Below are 18046 nucleotides of genomic sequence, written 5' to 3'. Positions count from 1 at the left end.
GCTCCCGGAGTTCTGCAGGCTTAGCCGTTTAGACCGAACGGGGCCCCCGCGCCAGTTCGTCCGCCATACTTTCCTCGAAGGCTGCCAGCGCTTACATCTCTCTCATGAGTCGCAATACCACCAACGACGTTCCGCCGGATATCCTGGACAATGAGGAGGATGACGACAGTGTAGCCGTCGAGAGCGGCTCTGATGTCGAGTTCGATCTGGAGGCGAACCCGAGTTCCGTCCAGCGCGGCACCGAGGTCATCCGCCGGTTCTGGACGACGCTGCCCAATGCGCCTGGCGTCTACCGCATGATGGATGCGAAGGGCGACGTGCTCTACGTGGGCAAGGCCAAGAGCCTGAAGAACCGCGTGGGGTCCTATGCGCGCGGTCAGGCCCATTCGAACCGTATCGCCCGCATGATCGGCGAGACCTCCTCGATGGAGTTCGTCACCACGGCGACGGAGACCGAGGCGCTGCTGCTCGAGGCCAATCTCATCAAGCAGCTCAAGCCCCGCTACAACGTGCTGCTGCGGGACGACAAGTCTCTGCCCTACATCCTGCTGACGGCCGATCACGCTGCGCCTCAGCTCGTGAAGCATCGCGGCGCGCGCAAGCGCAAGGGGAATTATTACGGGCCTTTCGCGAGCGTGTGGGCCGTCAACCGCACCATCAATGCCCTGCAGCGCGCGTTTCTTCTGCGTTCGTGCAACGACAGCTATTTCGAGAACCGCACGCGCCCCTGCCTTCTGTTTCAAATCAAGCGCTGTTCCGGCCCGTGCACGAACGAGATTTCGCCGGAGGAATACGCGGGCCTCGTCTCGGAGGCGCAGGGCTTTCTGTCGGGCAAGTCCAATGCCGTGAAGCAGCGCATCACGGAAGAGATGCAGCAGGCGGCCGAAGAGCTCGAGTTCGAGCGCGCCGCACGCTGCCGCGACAGGCTCGCCGCGCTTTCCGCCATTCAGGGCGTGCAGGGCATCAACACGCAATCGGTGGAAGAGGCCGATGTGTTCGCTCTCGACGAGCAGGCCGGGCAGTTCTGCGTGGAGGTTTTCTTCTTCCGCAACTGGCAGAACTGGGGCAACCGCGCCTATTTCCCGAAGGCCGACAAGTCGATGACGCCGGACGAGGTGCTCAGCTCCTTCCTGGCGCAGTTCTACGACGACAAGCCCGCGCCGCGCCTGATCCTTCTCTCGCACGAGATCGAGGACGCGGAGCTCATGGCGGCCGCGCTGTCGACGAAGGGTGAGAACCGGGTGGAAATTCACGCGCCTCAGCGCGGCGAGCGGCGCCAGCTGATCGAATATGTGCTGCGCAACGCGAAGGAGGCGCTCGGTCGCCGCCTGGCGGATACGGCTTCGCAGCAGAAGCTGCTTATCTCCCTCGGGCAGGCTTTCGGCATGGAGAAGGCGCCCAAGCGCGTCGAGATCTACGACAACTCGCACATCATGGGCACTAACGCGGTGGGCGCGATGGTGGTGGCCGGTGTGAACGGCTTCATGAAGCAGCATTACCGCACCTTCAACATGAAGTCGGAGGACCTGAAGCCCGGTGACGATTACGGCATGATGCGCGAGATGCTGCAGCGCCGCTTCGCTCGTCTCGTGAAGGAGGAGCCGCGGGCGTCCGAAGAGGATGCGGCCACCCAATCCGGACCGGACGACGGGTTTCCCGCCTGGCCCGATCTCGTCCTCATCGACGGCGGCAAGGGCCAGCTCGAGGCGGCTCGGCAGGCTCTGGCGGATGTGGGCGTGAGCGAGAACGACGTGACCCTCGTCGGCATCGCCAAGGGGCGTGATCGCGACGCGGGGCGCGAGACCTTCTTCAAGGTCGGGCAGCCTGCCTTCAAGCTGCCGCCTCGGGATCCGGCCCTTTATTTCGTGCAACGCCTGCGCGACGAGGCGCACCGCTTCGCCATCGGCACTCACAGGGCCAAGCGCAAGCGCGAGATGGTCAAGAACCCGCTCGACGAGATCGCCGGGATCGGGCCTACTCGCAAGCGGGCGCTTCTGCACCATTTCGGAACCGTCAAAGCCATTCAGCGCGCGGCCCTGGAGGACCTCATGAAGGCGCCCGGGGTGAACGCCGCCACGGCCCGGGCCGTATACGATTTCTTCCACGAGCGGGGGTAGCGGCTTGCGATAACGGCAATGTGGGTTTGCCACAGTTGACGGACCGCGCCGAGGCATGCTTCCTGCCTGACTTATGAGCACTGCACGTTCCATGCGCCGGTCCAAGGCTTTCAATCTTGCCAACCTGCTGACCTACGGCCGACTGGCGGCAGTGCCGGCCGTGGTCGGCCTGCTGTTCTGGCCCGAGGATCACTGGTCGCGCTGGTTCGCGCTCGCCATCTTCGCGGTGGCCGCCATCACCGACTACCTCGACGGTTATGTGGCGCGCACCTATGCCCAAGGCTCGGCTCTGGGCCGCATGCTCGATCCCATCGCGGACAAGCTTCTCGTGGCGGCCTGCCTGCTCATGCTGGTCGCCGACAAGACGATCCAGAGCTGGGACATCTGGGCTGCCATCGTCATCCTCTGCCGCGAGATCCTGGTTTCGGGCCTTCGCGAATTCCTGGCGGAGCTGAAGGTCGGCGTGCCGGTAAGCCGGGTCGCCAAATGGAAGACCACGTTCCAGCTTCTCTCCCTCGGCTTCCTGATCGCGGGACCGGCGGGCGAGACGGTGCTGCCCGGCAACGTCATGATTGGACGCATCCTGCTCTGGGGCTCTGCCCTGCTCACGCTCTATACGGGCTGGGATTATCTCAAGACGGGCCTTAAGCACCTTGTCGACGAGGAGTGAGCCGATGAAGCTCGTCTATTTCGCATGGGTTCGTGAACGGATCGGCAAGACGGACGAGACCATCGCGCTGCCGGAGGGCATCGCCACGATTGCCGATCTGGTGCGCTGGCTGAAGACGAAAGGCGAGGAATACGAATACGCCTTCGAGAACGAGGCCGTGGTTCGCGCCGCCATCGACCATGTGCATGTCAAACCCGACGCCCCGATTGCAGGCGCGCGGGAGATCGCCTTCTTTCCGCCCATGACCGGCGGATAGCCCCATGTCCGTCATCCGCATTCAGGCCGAGCCTTTCGACTCCGCAGCGGAGACGGAGGCTCTCACCGGCGGGCGCGGCGATATCGGCGCGACGGTTGCCTTCACCGGCTTCTGCCGCGACGAGGGCGGACGGCTTTCGGCTCTGGAGCTCGAACATTACCCCGGCATGGCCGAGGCCGAGATCGCCCGCATCGCCGGCGATGCGGAGGAGCGCTGGCCCCTGCTGGGGCTCACCGTGATCCACCGCTTCGGCCTGATCCGGCCCGGCGAGCCCATCGTCCTTGTGCTTGCGGCCAGCGCCCATCGTCAGGCGGCCTTCGAGGCCGCCTCGTTCATGATGGATTACCTGAAAAACCGCGCTCCGTTCTGGAAGCGCGAGCACCTGACGGATGGAACCACCGGCGCCTGGGTCGAGGCGAAAGCCGAGGACGATGCGGCGATGGAGCGGTGGATCTGATCGACAGCCGGCGTTCTTGACCCGATCTGCCGCCGGGAGGATCATGGGGCCGAAGATCGCAAGCGGAGGCGTCCATGCCCAGCGTCCTGGTCTTTCTTGCCCTCATGACCGGCGGTCCGGCCAGCGTCCAGAACGCGCAGGCGCCCGGGCATGATCCCCTCGATTGCTATTGCCGCGCGGAAGGCCGGTTCTATGCGGAAGGTGAAACGATCTGCCTGAAGACCGCGGAGGGGCCCCGCCTTGCCCAATGCGACATGGCGATCAACGTGATGTCCTGGATCATTACGCCCAAGGCATGCCCGGAGGCATGAAAAACGCCGCCTGAGCGAGGCGGCGTTGAGAAGAATGGAATTCGGTTGCGGGCCGGATGGCGGCCGCGTTCGCCTTACACAAGGCCTACGACGATGGCGCAAATGAAAGAGAAAGAAATACAGGCTGCTGCGATGTTGAGCTTGGATGCCCAATCGGAGTTCGACGTCAGGTACATGCGAAATCCCCCTGTCTGAATGAAGGGGAACTTATCAGGATCCGGGGGAACTGGAAAGGGCAGGGCTCGTTCCATAAATACTACTATTACTCTGCAAGGATGGTTAATGAATGGTTAACTCCTTGCACGGACTAAGAAGAAAGCTGCCCCGCCGAAGTAAAAAAATTTTGAGAAATCTTTATTTCCGGACGGTTTCGATCCGCAGGCGTACCCCTTGCCGGCTTGGCGCGCGAATCGAGCGGGGAGGATGTTGACGGGATGTTTACCGCCCCCTGGCTAAGGTCGGCCCATGCGTCGTGGGTTAGTTGCGTTTTTCGCCCTATCGCTTGTTGGGCTCGGTGTGACCGGTTGCGGGTTGTTTCGCTTCGAACAACGCGAGCCCTGGCGCACGCAGGCCGAGGAAGCCTGCCTGTCCCAGCGGATGGTCCAGCCCTCCGCCTACATGTCCATGTCGTCGAAGATCGACGGACCCGGCGTGTGCGGCATGGAATATCCCTTCAAGGTGGCCGCCTTCAACAACGGGGAGGTGGGCCTGAAGTCCAAGGTGACCCTGGCCTGCCCGATCATTCCGCGCATCGACACCTGGCTCGACGAGATCGTGAAGCCCGCCGCCCTCATGTATTTCGGTGTTCCGCTGGTCGACATCAAAGCGGGCTCCTATTCGTGCCGTCCCCGCAACAACCGGCGCGGCGCCAAGCTCTCGGAGCATTCCTTCGGCAACGCCCTCGACGTGATGGCCTTCGTCCTGGCGGACGGCCGTGAGATCACGGTCCTGAAGGGCTGGAGGAGCAACCCCGCCGAGCAGGACTTCCTGCGAGAGGCTTTCGTGGGGGCCTGCCGCTACTTCACCACCGTGCTGGGCCCGGGCTCCGATGCCCATCACGACGATCACTTCCATATTGACCTGGCGCGGCACGATGCGCGCGGCGAGCGCCGCGTCTGCAAGCCGATCATCAAGTTCACGCCGCGAATCGATCCCGAGCGGAGCCGCGAGATTCTTCAGAGCGTAAGCGCCCAGGGCGAGCTGCCTTCCACAGAATTGGAACAGGACGTGCCTGTGGAGAGCGCCGATGGCGGTTATGCTCCGCATGAGCCCATGGGCGCTCCTATGGGCGGCCCGATGGCGCCCGTGGTTTCGGCGCCGGTGCCGCCCCCGATGCCGCGCTATTCCGGCGCTTCCGGCAATGGGGTTCCCGACCTCTACACGCCTCCGCCCCCGCCGGGATATGTCAGCCAGGCGCCCCAGCAGACCTATGCGCCGCCGCGGCCTCCCGCAGCTCCGATGCGTTCCTCCGCAGGGCAACCCCTGGTGCTGAACAGACACGCTGGCTATTAAACCGCAAGCGGAGCCTTGACCTTCTCCGTCATCGCCCACATGGTCGATGTTACATAAATCGGTCTATCCCTTGGAGCAGTAGAATGAAGTGGCTGGCGGCTCTTATCTCTTGCATGGTGTTGAGCGCACCGGCGCTCTCGCGTGAGATAACCCCGGCTGAGCGGCGGGAAAGATCGCACGAGCTCTCCCTGAGAGACTACGATGCCGGTCTGCCGGCCTGCGCGGACCCGGCGGTTCTCAACAACATCGCCATGAATTTCGCGAACAAGGAGCGCCGTTTCTGGAACTCCACCGCTCAGATTCTGAGCTTCGAGCAGGTTCGTCAGGTCGCTTGGCGTCCGTGGGGCCTCGATTATATCCCCCGCCGCTTTTGCACCGGCACCGTCATCGTGTCCGACGGCTATCGGCACAAGGTGAACTTCTCGATCCGGGAGGACCTCGGTTTCCTCGGCATCGGCTGGAGCACTGATTCCTGCGTGGACGGCTTCGACCGCCACTATGCCTATGCGCCCCACTGCAAGCAGGCTGCTCCTTGATCCTGAAACGGGGTCTCGCCCTCGTGGGCGCGTGCCTTCTGCTCTCGCTCCCTGTCGCGGCGCAATCGCCGCGTGAGGCGAGGGGAGCCCCCATGGGGCAATTCGACTTCTACGTCCTTGCCCTGTCCTGGTCGCCCGGCTTCTGCGAAATTAGCGGCCGTAAGAACCGGCAATGCGAGCCCGGCAGCAATCTCGGCTTCGTCGTGCACGGCCTCTGGCCGCAGAACGAGCAGGGCTATCCGAGCTTCTGCGAGCCGAGTGGACGCTTCGTCCCCTCAACGGCGATGAATGAGGCCGAGGGCATATTCCCGGACGGCAATCTGGCCCGCTACCAATGGCGCAAGCACGGAACATGCACCGGGGAGAGCCCCAGCGGCTATTTCAAGGCTGTTCAGCGCGCCCGGGAGAGGGTGCGCGTTCCCGAGAGCTTCAAGGCCATGAGAGATCGCTCGAAGGTTCTGCCGAGCGAGATCGAGCGGGCTTTCATGAGCGTCAATCCCGGCCTCCGGCCCGACATGATTGCCATCTCCTGCGGGCGGCGGATCCTTCGGGAGGTCCGGATCTGCCTCGACAAGGATCTGCGCAATTTCCGCCAATGCCCCGAAGTCGACCGCGATGGATGCCGCTCAGGCGAGATTGCGATTCCGGCGGTGCAGTAAGGCATCCATCGGGCGCAAAACCGGGTCCACTTTTGCGCCCGATGCGCTAGACATGCGGAATGAATTACCGACACGCCTTTCACGCCGGCAATTTCGCCGACGTCATGAAGCACGCGCTCCTCGTGCGTATCCTCGCCTATCTGCAGCGTAAGGACACGCCCCTGCGCGTCATCGACACCCATGCGGGCATCGGGCTCTATGATCTAACGGCTGACGAGGCCGAGCGGACCGGGGAATGGGTAGAGGGCGTCGGACGTCTCGACGAGCCTTTTCCGGCCGAAGTCGAGGACGTGCTCGCCCCTTATCGCAAGGTGATCGCCGATGTGCGCGCCCGGCATGGCGAGACCATCTATCCCGGCTCCCCCGGCATCGTGCGTGAATTGCTGCGGCGTCAGGATCGCGGCGTGCTCGTGGAACTGCATCCAGCCGATTACGAGGTGCTGAGAGAGGCCTTCAACGCGGTGTCGAACCTGAAGGTGATGCATCTGGACGGCTGGACGGCGCTGCATGCGCTCATCCCGCCCAAGGAGAAGCGCGGGCTTGTTCTGATCGATCCACCTTACGAGAAAACCGGGGAACTCGAAAGGCTGGGCAGCGAGCTTCTGACGGCGCTCAGGAAATGGCCGACGGGCGTTTATGCGGGCTGGTATCCGATCAAGGATGTCGACGCGGTCGATGCGGTGGCTGCGCGGCTCAACGAGCAGAGCCCGCGTCCCGGGCTCCGGCTCGAACTCTATGTGGACGATCCCCGCGACCCGTCCCGCCTCAACGGCAGCGGCCTCTTCGTCATCAATCCGCCCTGGTCGCTGAAGGACGAGGCGGAAGTTCTTCTGCCGGCCCTTGCCGAGCGCCTCTCGCGCAGCGGCTACGGCGGCTATCGCTGTGAAGCCTTCGGTCCTCCGGCTTAAGATGCATTGCCGCTTCCGCGGAGAGGGTCCATGAATGCGGCCTCTCTGTTCGTTAGGAAGCGTCCATGCTCGTTCTTCGTTCGTCTCCCGCATCGCCCTTCGGTCGCAAGGTCAAGATCGCGGCTTCCCTCCTCGGTCTTTCCGAACGCATCCAGATCGTGGACGCGGATACCCTGAACCCCGAGGACAATCTGCGGCAGCAGAACCCGCTCGGTAAGATCCCCGCCCTTATTCTGGAGAATGGTGAGGCGCTCTACGATTCCCGCGTGATCGTGGAATATCTCGATTTCCTGGCAGGCGGCGGACGCATCTATCCGGCAGGGGAAGCGCGTTTCATGGCCCTGCGCGAGATGGCGCTCGCTGACGGCATTGCGGATGCAGCTCTGCTGCAGGTCTATGAGGGCCGCTTCCGGAGCGCAGATAAGCACGAGCCCAAATGGGTCGATCATCAGGCCGGCAAGGTGGAGCGGGGGCTCGCCTATGCGGAGGCGCATCTCTCGACGCCCGCAGGCACGCTTCATATCGGTCATATCGCGCTGGCCTGCGCGCTCGGCTATCTCGATCTGCGCTTTGCAGGCAGCTGGCGCGAGACGCACCCGAAGCTCGTGGCGTGGCTTGCCGATTTCGAAGCGCGCGTTCCGGCTTTCGCGAAAACCAAGGTGACGCCGTAAAATAAAAAAGGCCCGGGAAAACCCCGGGCCTTCTTCTATTGCCGAAGCGATGGATCTTAGTAGGTGCCGAAGCGGAAGTTCAGACCAGCGCGGACCACACCGAAGTCGGTCTCGCCGGTGCTGAAGGTCGTGCCGTTGAAGGTCACGTCGTCGTCTTCGAGGTTCACGTACAGACCTTCGACCTTAGCCGAGAGGTTGTTGGTGATGGCGTACTCGAGACCACCGCCGACGGTCCAGCCGCTGCGGTTGTCGGTGAAGGCGAAGCCGCCGGTTGCGTAGAGCAGGGCGCGGTCGAAGGCCACACCGGCGCGAACGCGAGCCGTGCCGAACCAATCGTCGGAATCGGCGGTGTAAACGCCAGCCGGACCGAAGTCGTAGGTGGTGCTGCCGAAGTCGGCCCACTGCAGGTCGCCTTCAACACCGACCACGAACGAACCCATCTGGTAGTTGTAGCCAACCTGGGCGCCGCCGATGAAGCTGGCGTCGTCGTCGCTGTCGCCGAAGAACGTGGTGTCGCCGAACACGATACCGTCGTCGTCATTGGCGTTGAAAGCAGCGCCGGCGTTCACACCGACGTAGAAGCCCGTCCACGTGAAGATCGGGGCAGCTGCCACGATCGGAGCCGGAGGGGCGGAACGCACGGGCAGGTCCGCAGCCGAAGCAACCCCGGCGAAGCCGAACAGAGCAACGCTAGCGAGAAGAATCTTCTTCATAGTTTCTCTTTCCTTATCGATGTCATACTCCGCCGGCTCCAGAGAACTCCTGGTCCCAACGGCGTACTACCCATTTATAGAGCGACAACCTGGCGAGGGCTGTGACATGACAACCACAGCTACCGAAAGGTACTGTGGCGGTAATGTGGCGATGAGCTTTTGCTTTCCCCTTATGGCCTCGCTGGAGTCCACAACGCATAACTAGGCAGTAAGTTCACTTCGACGAGTGAAAAATGTCATTTTCTTGGCAAATGACTCAAGTGACGCCGCATCGTAACGATTCAAGAGGTCGAAAATGAACAAGATTGCACTGGTCACCGGCGGCGCGAAAAGAATCGGCCGGAGCATCGTCGAGCGCCTCGCGCGGGAGGGCTACGGTGTTGCCATTCACTGCCGCCGCTCGACCGATGTGGCCGAAGAGATGGCGGAGCGGATCAAGGCCGCGGGCGGCCGCGCCGGCGTGGTGCGCGGCGACCTTGCCGATGTTTCCGCCGTCGACCGTCTGGTCAGCGATGCCGCAAACGCGCTCAGCGGCCCGCTGACCCTTCTCGTCAACAATGCATCCGAATTCGAGCCGGACGAGGTCGAAACTCTCTCTCTGGATCGCTGGGACCGGCACTTCGCCGTGAATCTGCGCGCGCCGATGTTTCTTGCACGCGATTTCGCAAAACAGCTTCCGCCGGACGGGCAGGGCTCCATCGTCAACATCGTCGATCAGCGCGTGTGGAAGCTCACGCCGCAATTCTTCTCCTACACGCTGACCAAGGCGGCTTTATTCACGGCAACGCAGACCATGGCGCAGGCGCTTGCGCCGCGCATCCGCGTGAACGCTATCGGCCCCGGTCCTACCCTGGCGAACGAGCGTCAGGGCGACGAGGATTTCGGAAAGCAGGCGCGGGCCGTGCTGCTCGGACATGGCGGCACGCCGGAGGAGATTGCAGAGGCTGTCGTGTATCTTGCGAATGCGCGTAGCGTCACGGGCCAGATGATCGCCGTCGATGGCGGCCAGCATCTCGCCTGGGAGACGCCTGACGTCGCCGGCATCAAGGAGTGAGCGCGATCGCCGAAATCAGGCGCCCGTAATCGGGCTCCTTGCGATGGGTGGTGCGGCGATAGCTGAAGAACCGCTCCTCATCGGAATAGGTGCAGAGACCCAGATCGGTGAACCCGCCGATCCCAGCCGCATTCAGGCGTGCGCCGATGAAGCCGGGAAGATCGAACATAGCATGATCCGGCTTCTCGCTGGCTTTGAAGAAGCGCTCGTGCCCCGGTGCTTCCTCCGCGAAGCGCTGCACGAATTCAGGGCCGACTTCGTAGGCCTTCTGGCTGATCGTAGGTCCGAGTACCGCGACGATCCTGCTGCGCTGCGCGCCGAGATTCTCCATGGCGGTGATGGTGGATTCGAGAACGCCCGTCACCGCGCCACGCCAGCCCGCATGAGCCGCGCCGATCACGCCGCTCTCGGCATCGGCGAACAACACGGGCCCGCAATCCGCCGTGGTGATGGCAAGCGCAAGGCCCGGCACTTTCGTCACCATGGCATCGGCCTTCGGGCGCTCAGGTCCCCAGGGACCTTCCACGAGAACCGCATCGGGTGAATGCACCTGATACACGCTGATCAGCGCATCGGGTTTGACGTGCAGAGCCTGCGCCATGCGGCGGCGATTTTCCTTCACGCGCTCGGTCTCGTCCGATGAGCCGATGCCTCCGTTGAGTGACGCATAGATGCCCTCCGACACGCCGCCCTGTCGCGTGAAGAAGGCGTGCCGGATGCCGGAAGATGCGGAGAGGGTAGGGGCTTGAATGAGCATGATGCGAAAAACTTCAGGAAGAGGACAGGGGCAGCAATCCGGGAACGGCTTCGAGACCGTTATGGGTAACGGCTAAAACCTTAAAGAGCTCTCCCATGCCTTTTTCGCCGCGCTCCGTGAGCCGCGCGAGGGCGGCATCGATGTCGGCGCTTTGCGCATGGGTCGCGCGCTTCTTGAGAGAGGTCGCGCGCGCTTCGATGCCGAGCGCCGTGAGGAAGTCGCCTTGCGAGGCAGGGCCATGAGCCTGAAGTCCTTGAGCGGCGGCAGCCTGCGCGAGACGGTGAAAATCCACATGAGTGGTGAGATCGGCTTCGCCCGATTGCGTGAGCGGATCGACATAAAGGTGCTTCTTCAATGCCTGCAGCGTGTCGCCGAAGGCCGGGCCCCAATAGCCGTAATCGATGATGAGGGCCGCACCCATGTTTTGCGCGATCCTGCGCGAGAGTTCCTGCATGATGTCGATGGACATGGCGGGCCATTCGAGCACATCGCCGATGCGCAGGATCTGACCCAGTGCTTGCTCTGCCTCGGCGCGCAGGCCGAAGATCAGGCTCTCGCCCTCGAGCCCCACGAGCCGTTCGCACCAGCCGCGCTCCGTGGCGATGAACTGGCGGACGGGGAGGGCATCGAAGAACTCGTTGGCGACCAGAAGCAGCGACCCTTCCGGCACATCCTCCAAACGCTCATGCCACTGAACCGGCAGGCCCGATGACGCGAGCGTCGCTTGCTGCTTCTGCTTCAGAACGGGGCTTGTCTCCACAAGATGCACCTGCACGGCATTCGCGAAATCGGGCAGCAGCTTCGTGGCGCGGAGAAGATCGGCCATCAGCGTGCCGCGTCCCGGCCCCAGCTCCACGAGATGTACGGGAGCAGGCCGGCCCATGCTGTTCCAGACTTCCAGCATCCAAAGGCCGATCAGCTCTCCGAACATCTGGCTGATCTCGGGCGCGGTGGTGAAGTCGCCGCCCGCGCCCAGCGGATCGCGCGTGGCATAATAATGCTGGAGGCACAGGCCCATGTAGCGTTCGACCGTGATCGGCCCCTCAAAGGCGATCAACTCACGCACATGCCTGTCGAGAGCTGTCATGCAGCCTCGACGGTCTTCGCGGGCCGCGTGTAGCCGCGCACCGCCATGACGATGAAGGCCGCACCGACAAGCGCCATCGGCACCGAGAGCAGCATGCCCATGGTGATGCCGCCGCCCAGGGCCCCAACGGACGAGCCGAAGAGGAAGCCCAACTGCGCATCGGGCTCGCGGAAGAACTCGCAGACGATGCGGGCTATCGCGTAACCCAGCACGAAGATGCCGCCGAGCAGGCCCGGCCGCCTGAAGCCGAACATCCGCACGGCGATCACCATGACGATGAACAGCAGCAGGCCTTCACCGAAGGCTTCATAAAGCTGGCTCGGATGCCGGGGCAGGGGGCCGGCATGCGGGAACACGACCGCATAGGGAAAATCGGGAGCGGGACGGCCCCAGAGTTCGCCATTGATGAAATTGGCGATGCGCCCGAAGAACAGCCCGATGGGCGTCACCACGGCTGCCATGTCGAGCATCGCGAGAGGGTTGAGCGAGCGCGAGCGGGCAAAGAACACGAGGGCGAGCACCGCGCCCAGGAAGCCGCCGTGGAACGACATGCCCCCATGCCAGACGGCCAGCGCTTCGAGCGGGTTCTGGAGATAGGCGCTGAAATTGTAGAACAGCACGTAACCGATGCGGCCGCCGAGAACGACGCCCAGCGCCACCCAGACGATCAGATCGTCGATATCCGTCGGCTTCGGCTGGCGCAGAGGGCCCCACAGCTCGGCCCTGGCGGCCAGGCGCTTGGCATAGAACCAGCCGCCCAGAAGGCCCGCTACATAGGCGAGGGCGTACCATCGGATCGCGAAGGGGCCGATGGAGAAGGCGACGGGATCGAGTATGGGAAATGACAGAGTCATATCGGCCCTTCAGTGAACATCCCGCCATTGGACCCTGTGGGGATGGATCGTCAACCCTGTTGCAGTTTCACGAAAATGCGCCCACATCTGCTTTTCCGGGGCTCTCTGGCCTCTCGAATGGTGTGGACCTCAAAACATGACCCAATCCTCCAATCGGATCTTCGATGAACTCGCCCGCTTCGCCACCGATGCCGCAGGTGCGGCGCAGGGCGTCAGGCGCGAGGTCGAAACCGTCGTCCGCAGCCAATTCGAACGCCTGATCAAGGACATGGACGTCGCCACCCGCGAGGAGGTGGAGGTGCTGCGCGAGATGGTGTTGGCCGCCCGCGCCGAAAACGAGCGTCTGGAGGCCCGCCTGAAGGCTCTGGAGGACAAGCTCGCCCAGGGCGGCGCCGCCGGTTCCACCGCCACCTAAACCTTTTGAGGTAGGCTGCTCTGCTTACAATGCATCCCTCCTGTTGTGGACAGGTCCGGAAGGTGCATTGTGGCGAGAGTCAAAATCTAAGACGGTGATTCATGAGCTGATTCGGGCCTGACGTGACAAGAATCCTGAATTCTGTAATGTATTCGGGAGGTCCTTCTCAAATATTGCCTGAATTATCTAATGTTATTGCCTGGCTATGTTTACCATAATTCAGGCCAATAAGTTTTTTGGATCGCCATGTCTCAGCATCACATCGAAATTGATCGCCTGGAGCACCCTCTCGACGTTCTCGAGAGGCTCGCTTCCTTGCGTCATTGGATCTTCGATCGTGCCGAGGCTGACGAATTGTCGGTTTCTGTGGCCGGGCGCTGGGCCGATTACGATATCGCCTTCACCTGGATTGAGGATGTCGAGGCCCTCCACGTGGCCTGCGCCTTCGACCTGAAGGTGCCCGAGCGCCGCCGGCAGGACGTGCTCCAGCTCATCTCGTTCATCAACGAGCAGCTCTGGGTCGGCCATTTCGACCTGTGGAGCACGGAGAACGTGGTGATGTTCCGCCACTCCCTGCTGCTGGCAGGCGGCGCCGATCCGACGCAGGGCCAATGCGAGACCATGCTGCGCGTGGCGGTGGAGGCCTGCGAGCGCTACTTCCAGGCTTTCCAGTTCGTGATCTGGGCCGGCAAGTCGGCGCGCGAGGCGCTCGACAGCGTGCTCTTCGAGACCGAAGGCGAGGCCTGAGGCTTAACAATATCCGAGCCTCGACAGGGCAGGGTGGCTTGTGAATAGTAGCGGCCCTCGCTTCATTCACACGCCGGATATCTTTTCATGCCCAACGATGCTCAACACCTTCCCTCGTCACTCATTCTTGTCGGGGCCGGCAAGATGGGCGGCTCCATGCTGGAAGGCTGGCTGAAGGTCGGCATGAAGCCTTCCGGCATGACCGTGGTCGATCCGCGCCCTTCCGAAGAGATGACGCGCTTCTGCTCGGAAAAGGGGATTGCGCTCAATCCCGCCCATCCGTCACCTGCCGATGTGCTCGTTCTCGCCATCAAGCCGCAGATGCTGGACGAGGCCGCTTCTGCGCTGAACACCTATCTCGGACCGCACTCGCTCATCATTTCGATTCTCGCCGGCAAGACGATCGGCGATCTGAAAGGCAGGGTGCCTGCTGCATCCGCCATCGTGCGCGCCATGCCGAACCTGCCCGCCAGCATCGGGCGCGGCGCAACGGGTGCTGCGGCGAATGCGGAGGTGAGCGAGACGCAGCGTCTCATGGCCGATGCGCTGCTGGCGAGCAACGGCATCGTCGAATGGCTGCCGTCGGAGGATCTGATCGACGCGGTGACGGCCGTGTCCGGTTCCGGTCCGGCCTACGTGTTCCATCTCGTGGAATGCCTCGCGGAAGCGGGCGCTGCCGCAGGATTGCCGCCGGAACTCGCGCAGCGCCTTGCGCGCGCCACGGTGACGGGAGCAGGCGAATTGCTGTTCCAGAGCGATCTGCCGCCCGCGACCCTGCGGCAGAACGTGACATCGCCCGGCGGCACCACGGCGGCGGCGCTCGAGGTGCTCATGCGCGATCCCGATGGACTCAGGAGCCTGATGCGCGAAGCCGTCGCGGCAGCCAAGCGCCGTGCTGAAGAGCTTGCGGGCTGACAGAAGGGATTTGGCGCCTACATCACTCGGTGGATTGCATGTTCAGGAGAATGCCATGACGCTGGAAGCCCCTTTCGACAAGCGCAAGGCCATCATCGATGCCCTGATGTGGCTTGCCGCCACGCGCGCCTGGAACGAAATCGAGATCAACGATATCGCGCGCGCCGCAGGCGTCACGCTCGCGGAGTTCCGCGATCTCTTTCCCTCCAAGGGCGCGGTGCTCGGCGGCCTTTCGCGCCAGATCGATCGCAAGGTATTGGAAGAGACGACGGACGATCTCGCGGGGGAACCAGCGCGTGAGCGCATCTTCGACGTCATCATGCGCCGCTTCGACGCGCTTGAGCCCTACAAGGAGGCGCTCCGGCGGATCTATCGCGACATGCAGTTCGATCCGCTGTCCTTGGCCGCTCTTCATCAGGTGGCCGTCAACTCGATGCGCTTCATGCTGGCGGCCGCAGGCATCAACACCGAAGGACCGCTCGGGACGCTCAAGCTGCAGGGCGCCGTGGCGGTTTATTCCAAGACCATGCGCACTTGGCTCGACGATGACGATCCGGCGCTTGCCAAGACCATGGCGCGGCTTGATCGCGAATTGCGGCGCGGCGAGCGTGTGATGGAAGGCGCGGAAGACCTGCGCCGCCTCACCGCTCCCCTGCGGGCCGTCGGACGCGCATTCAGGGAAGGCCGCCGCTCAGCGCGGCGCGAGCGCCGGGAAACGGGCGAAGGCGATGCGGATAATCCCGCCGCTGCGATCTGATCAATCGAGGGGCATCATGGATCAGGCACAATCGCTGACGCCGACGATCACGTTCGACGATTTTCTGAAAGTCGATATCCGCGTCGGACGCATCACCGCCGCGGAACCTTTCCCGCAGGCTCGCAAGCCCGCTTACAAGCTCACCATCGATTTCGGATCTGAGATCGGCACCAAGCGCTCATCCGCGCAGATCACGGTGAACCATGCGATGGAAGAACTCGTCGGCACATTGGTGCTCGCGGTCGTGAATTTCCCACCACGCCAGATCGGCCCCTTCATGTCCGAGGTGCTGACGCTCGGCGTGCCGGACGCGAACGGCGACGTGATGCTCATTCGGCCCGATAAGGATGTGCCGGTGGGCGGGCGCTTGTACTGACAAGCGTCATCCCGGACGAAGCGCAGCGAAGATCCGGGATCGGCTTCAGAATATAGCTTCATGCCATTCCCGCGCGGGCGCAAAACCATAGTCCCGACGGTTGAAGGAAGGCGCACGGCTCTCTCGCTTCATCCTGCACACGATCCCGGGTTCTGCTTCGCCGCCCCGGTATGACACTCTTCGAGAAAAGCTAAGCAGGCAGCCGCACCGTTGCGCGCAAGCCGCCGAGCGGGCTCTCAGTGAGCGAGATGTCGCCGCCGTGCGAGCGCGCGATGTCGCGGGCGATTGCAAGGCCCAGGCCCGAGCCGCCTTCATCCTGGTTGCGCGCTTCATCGAGGCGCACGAAGGGCTTGAACACCTCCTCGCGCAAGTCGGCCGGAATGCCCGGTCCGTCATCGTCCACATGCAGGGTGAGCCAGCGCGTTTCGTGATTGGCCGAAATCTCGATCCGGTCGCCATGACGGGCCGCGTTGGAAACGAGATTGAAGAGGAGGCGCCTGAAGGCATCCGGGCGAACCGTAATGATCGGGTCGCCCACGATGTCGAGCTCCGTCACATGGCCCTGACGCTCCGCATCGGACTGCGCTTCTTCCAGAAGCTGGCGCAAATCCGTTTCGCACGCCGTTTCGCCCGCATCACCCCCTTCGCCGCGCGCGAAGGCGAGATAGCCTTCGAGCATGCGGCTCATTTCGTCCACGTCGCGCTTGAGGTCTTCGATCTCAGGGCCCTGCTGCATGAGCGCGAGAGACAGTTTGAAGCGCGTGAGAATGGTGCGCAGATCGTGACTGACGCCGTTGAGCATCGTCGTGCGCTGTTCCATGTTGCGCTCGATGCGCCGCTTCATCTCAAGGAACGCATGACCGGCCTGACGCACTTCGCGCGCACCGCGCGGACGGAACTCGATCTCGCGTCCCTTGCCCAGCGCTTCGGCCGCTTCCGCAAGCCTCAGGATCGGCCGGATCTGGTTGCGCAGAAACAGGATGGCGATGCCGAGCAGCACGAAGGACGAGCCGCCCATCCAGACGAGGAAGATGTGCGAGTTCGACGCGTAAGCCTGACTCCGCCGCGCCAGCACGCGCATGACGGTGTCCTGGTTGAGCTTGATGCGGACTTCCACATAGTTGGAACGTCCCACCGTATCGAGCCAGTAAGGGCGGTCGATCTGGCGGCGCAACTCGTTGGAGAGGGTCTCGTCGAGAACCGAGAAGAACGGTTTGGGGCCCGGCGGCGGCAGGTCCGTGTTGTGCAGGATGTCCACATCGAGCTGCAGGCTCTCGGACGCGATGCGAGTGAGCGTCGTCGCTTCCCTGTCCTGCGGATAGCTTTCGTAGATCTGGATCAAGGCCGCGATGTCCGCCGTCACGGCGGAGGAGAGGCGGCGCGTCACTAATTCGTAATGCCGCTCCATGAACACATAGGCGACGACGGATTGCAGCAGTATGACCGGCGCGATGATGATGATGAGCGCGCGCGCATAAAGCCCCTTCGGCAGGAACCTGCCGAGCCAGCGCATCCCCCGGTCGAGTGGCGTGTAGTGAAGAGCCGCGCCGATTTTCATCGATCAATCACGAGGCGATAGCCGATGCCGCGCACGGTCTGCAGGAGAAGCGGATTGGCAGGATCCACCTCGATCTTGCGGCGCAGGCGGTTGATCTGCACGTCCACGGTACGCTCGTTCGCGGCGGCGCCGTTGCCGGAAAGCGCTTCGCGCGGAACGTTATCGCCGGTGGCCGAGCCGAGGATCGTCAGAATCTCGCGCTCACGCTCCGTGATGCGCACGACTTCATCGCCGCGCCGAAGCTCGCCGCGGTCGAAGCGGAAGGAGAAGGGGCCGAAATGGATAATCTCCGGCGCGTCGCCGGCCGATGCGCCTGCGATGGGAATCGCACGCTTGAGAATGTTGCCGAGGCGAAGCAGAAGCTCCCGCGGCTCGAAAGGCTTGGGGAGATAATCGTCCGCGCCGATCTCGAGGCCGGTGACCCGGTCGGACGTATCCGCGCGCGCGGTCAGCATCAGGATCGGCACCTGCGAAGTGGCGCGGATGCTGCGGGCATAATCGAACCCGGACTCCCCCGGCATCATCACATCGAGCACGAGAGCGTCGAACACGAAGCTCCCGGCGATGGAGCGGGCCTCCGCCGCGCTCGAGGCCGCCGTCACCCGATAGCCGTTCTCTGACAGAAAGCGCGTGAGAAGGTCGCGCAGACGACGGTCGTCATCCACCACGAGGACGTGGGGGGCGTGGTCGGGAATATCGATGCGGGTCGCTTCCAT

At 63.2% G+C, this 18046-nt stretch carries 22 protein-coding genes; 16 read left to right on the top strand and 6 right to left on the bottom strand.

The window, feature by feature from the left end:
- Window positions 1–104 precede the first annotated feature (104 nt).
- From uvrC to BLP10_RS20045, 10 genes are all read left to right on the top strand, one after another.
- Window positions 105–2117: an excinuclease ABC subunit UvrC gene (uvrC, locus tag BLP10_RS20090; protein ID WP_091138704.1), complete on the top strand. Its 2013-nt coding sequence runs from the start codon at window positions 105–107 to the stop codon at window positions 2115–2117.
- A gap of 73 nt (window positions 2118–2190) precedes the next feature.
- Complete coding sequence (gene pgsA, locus BLP10_RS20085; protein WP_091138702.1) at window positions 2191–2787, top strand: CDP-diacylglycerol--glycerol-3-phosphate 3-phosphatidyltransferase; 597 nt, start codon at window positions 2191–2193, stop codon at window positions 2785–2787.
- A 4-nt stretch (window positions 2788–2791) separates the two neighbouring features.
- Complete coding sequence (gene moaD, locus BLP10_RS20080) at window positions 2792–3043, top strand: molybdopterin converting factor subunit 1 (RefSeq protein ID WP_091138699.1); 252 nt, start codon at window positions 2792–2794, stop codon at window positions 3041–3043.
- Between the two features lie 4 nt (window positions 3044–3047).
- A complete protein-coding gene (locus BLP10_RS20075; RefSeq protein ID WP_091138696.1) occupies window positions 3048–3500 on the top strand; it encodes a molybdenum cofactor biosynthesis protein MoaE in 453 nt (150 codons plus the stop codon).
- 74 nt (window positions 3501–3574) lie between these two features.
- Window positions 3575–3811, top strand: coding sequence for a hypothetical protein (locus tag BLP10_RS20070; RefSeq protein WP_091138692.1), 237 nt, complete (start codon window positions 3575–3577; stop codon window positions 3809–3811).
- A 465-nt stretch (window positions 3812–4276) separates the two neighbouring features.
- Window positions 4277–5323 (top strand): extensin-like domain-containing protein, encoded by a 1047-nt coding sequence (locus BLP10_RS20065; RefSeq protein ID WP_091138687.1) that lies wholly within the window; start codon window positions 4277–4279, stop codon window positions 5321–5323.
- Window positions 5324–5406: 83 nt separating this feature from the next.
- Window positions 5407–5859 carry a hypothetical protein gene (locus BLP10_RS20060; protein ID WP_091138684.1) on the top strand — a complete coding sequence of 151 codons (453 nt, stop codon included), beginning with the start codon at window positions 5407–5409 and terminating at the stop codon, window positions 5857–5859.
- Window positions 5856–6518, top strand: coding sequence for a ribonuclease T2 family protein (locus tag BLP10_RS20055; RefSeq protein ID WP_175493985.1), 663 nt, complete (start codon window positions 5856–5858; stop codon window positions 6516–6518). Before BLP10_RS20060 ends, BLP10_RS20055 begins: the two co-directional genes overlap by 4 nt.
- Window positions 6519–6577: 59 nt before the next feature.
- Window positions 6578–7426 carry a 23S rRNA (adenine(2030)-N(6))-methyltransferase RlmJ gene (locus tag BLP10_RS20050; RefSeq protein ID WP_091138679.1) on the top strand — a complete coding sequence of 283 codons (849 nt, stop codon included), beginning with the start codon at window positions 6578–6580 and terminating at the stop codon, window positions 7424–7426.
- A 65-nt stretch (window positions 7427–7491) separates the two neighbouring features.
- Complete coding sequence (locus BLP10_RS20045) at window positions 7492–8097, top strand: glutathione S-transferase family protein (RefSeq protein ID WP_091138676.1); 606 nt, start codon at window positions 7492–7494, stop codon at window positions 8095–8097.
- 56 nt (window positions 8098–8153) lie between these two features.
- Here the strand turns inward: BLP10_RS20045 and BLP10_RS20040 are convergent, their stop codons facing one another.
- A complete protein-coding gene (locus BLP10_RS20040) occupies window positions 8154–8810 on the bottom strand; it encodes an outer membrane protein (RefSeq protein WP_091138674.1) in 657 nt (218 codons plus the stop codon).
- 295 nt (window positions 8811–9105) lie between these two features.
- On the opposite strand from BLP10_RS20040, the gene BLP10_RS20035 reads away from it, so the two are divergent.
- Window positions 9106–9864: an SDR family oxidoreductase gene (locus tag BLP10_RS20035; RefSeq protein WP_091138672.1), complete on the top strand. Its 759-nt coding sequence runs from the start codon at window positions 9106–9108 to the stop codon at window positions 9862–9864.
- On the opposite strand, the gene pgeF is transcribed toward BLP10_RS20035, so the two are convergent.
- From pgeF to lgt, 3 genes are read right to left on the bottom strand one after another with little or no spacing between them, the layout of a single operon-like run.
- The gene (gene pgeF, locus BLP10_RS20030; protein ID WP_091138670.1) at window positions 9854–10621 is read right to left on the bottom strand and encodes a peptidoglycan editing factor PgeF; all 768 of its coding nucleotides are present in this window, start codon (window positions 10619–10621) and stop codon (window positions 9854–9856) included. The two genes, BLP10_RS20035 and pgeF, sit on opposite strands and share 11 nt — an antisense overlap.
- 13 nt (window positions 10622–10634) lie before the next feature.
- Window positions 10635–11708, bottom strand: coding sequence for a class I SAM-dependent methyltransferase (locus BLP10_RS20025; RefSeq protein WP_091138668.1), 1074 nt, complete (start codon window positions 11706–11708; stop codon window positions 10635–10637).
- On the bottom strand, window positions 11705–12562 hold the full coding sequence (gene lgt, locus BLP10_RS20020; protein WP_091138666.1) for a prolipoprotein diacylglyceryl transferase: 858 nt from the start codon (window positions 12560–12562) through the stop codon (window positions 11705–11707). The genes BLP10_RS20025 and lgt overlap by 4 nt, the downstream gene beginning before the upstream one ends.
- Before the next feature lie 136 nt (window positions 12563–12698).
- Here lgt and BLP10_RS20015 point away from each other — a divergent pair, with 136 nt between their 5' ends.
- The 5 genes from BLP10_RS20015 to BLP10_RS19995 all read left to right on the top strand — a co-directional run bounded on the left by BLP10_RS20015 (window position 12699) and on the right by BLP10_RS19995 (window position 15772).
- Complete coding sequence (locus BLP10_RS20015; protein WP_091138664.1) at window positions 12699–12977, top strand: accessory factor UbiK family protein; 279 nt, start codon at window positions 12699–12701, stop codon at window positions 12975–12977.
- Window positions 12978–13223: 246 nt separating this feature from the next.
- A complete protein-coding gene (locus BLP10_RS20010) occupies window positions 13224–13724 on the top strand; it encodes a type III secretion system chaperone family protein (RefSeq protein WP_091138662.1) in 501 nt (166 codons plus the stop codon).
- 87 nt (window positions 13725–13811) lie between these two features.
- Entirely contained in the window at window positions 13812–14639 is an 828-nt protein-coding gene (proC, locus tag BLP10_RS20005) for a pyrroline-5-carboxylate reductase (protein ID WP_091138659.1), read from the top strand.
- Window positions 14640–14694: 55 nt separating this feature from the next.
- Complete coding sequence (locus BLP10_RS20000) at window positions 14695–15396, top strand: TetR family transcriptional regulator (protein WP_091138656.1); 702 nt, start codon at window positions 14695–14697, stop codon at window positions 15394–15396.
- Window positions 15397–15412: 16 nt separating this feature from the next.
- Window positions 15413–15772 carry a tRNA-binding protein gene (locus BLP10_RS19995; RefSeq protein ID WP_091138654.1) on the top strand — a complete coding sequence of 120 codons (360 nt, stop codon included), beginning with the start codon at window positions 15413–15415 and terminating at the stop codon, window positions 15770–15772.
- A gap of 190 nt (window positions 15773–15962) precedes the next feature.
- On the opposite strand, the gene BLP10_RS19990 is transcribed toward BLP10_RS19995, so the two are convergent.
- Window positions 15963–17330, bottom strand: a complete 1368-nt coding sequence (locus BLP10_RS19990) for an ATP-binding protein (protein WP_091138651.1) — start codon at window positions 17328–17330, stop codon at window positions 15963–15965.
- Window positions 17327–18046 (bottom strand): response regulator, encoded by a 720-nt coding sequence (locus tag BLP10_RS19985; RefSeq protein WP_091138649.1) that lies wholly within the window; start codon window positions 18044–18046, stop codon window positions 17327–17329. The genes BLP10_RS19990 and BLP10_RS19985 overlap by 4 nt, the downstream gene beginning before the upstream one ends.

The organism is Microvirga guangxiensis (assembly GCF_900102135.1).
Taxonomy (GTDB): domain Bacteria; phylum Pseudomonadota; class Alphaproteobacteria; order Rhizobiales; family Beijerinckiaceae; genus Microvirga; species Microvirga guangxiensis.
This window is presented reverse-complemented; position numbering and strand designations above follow the sequence as displayed.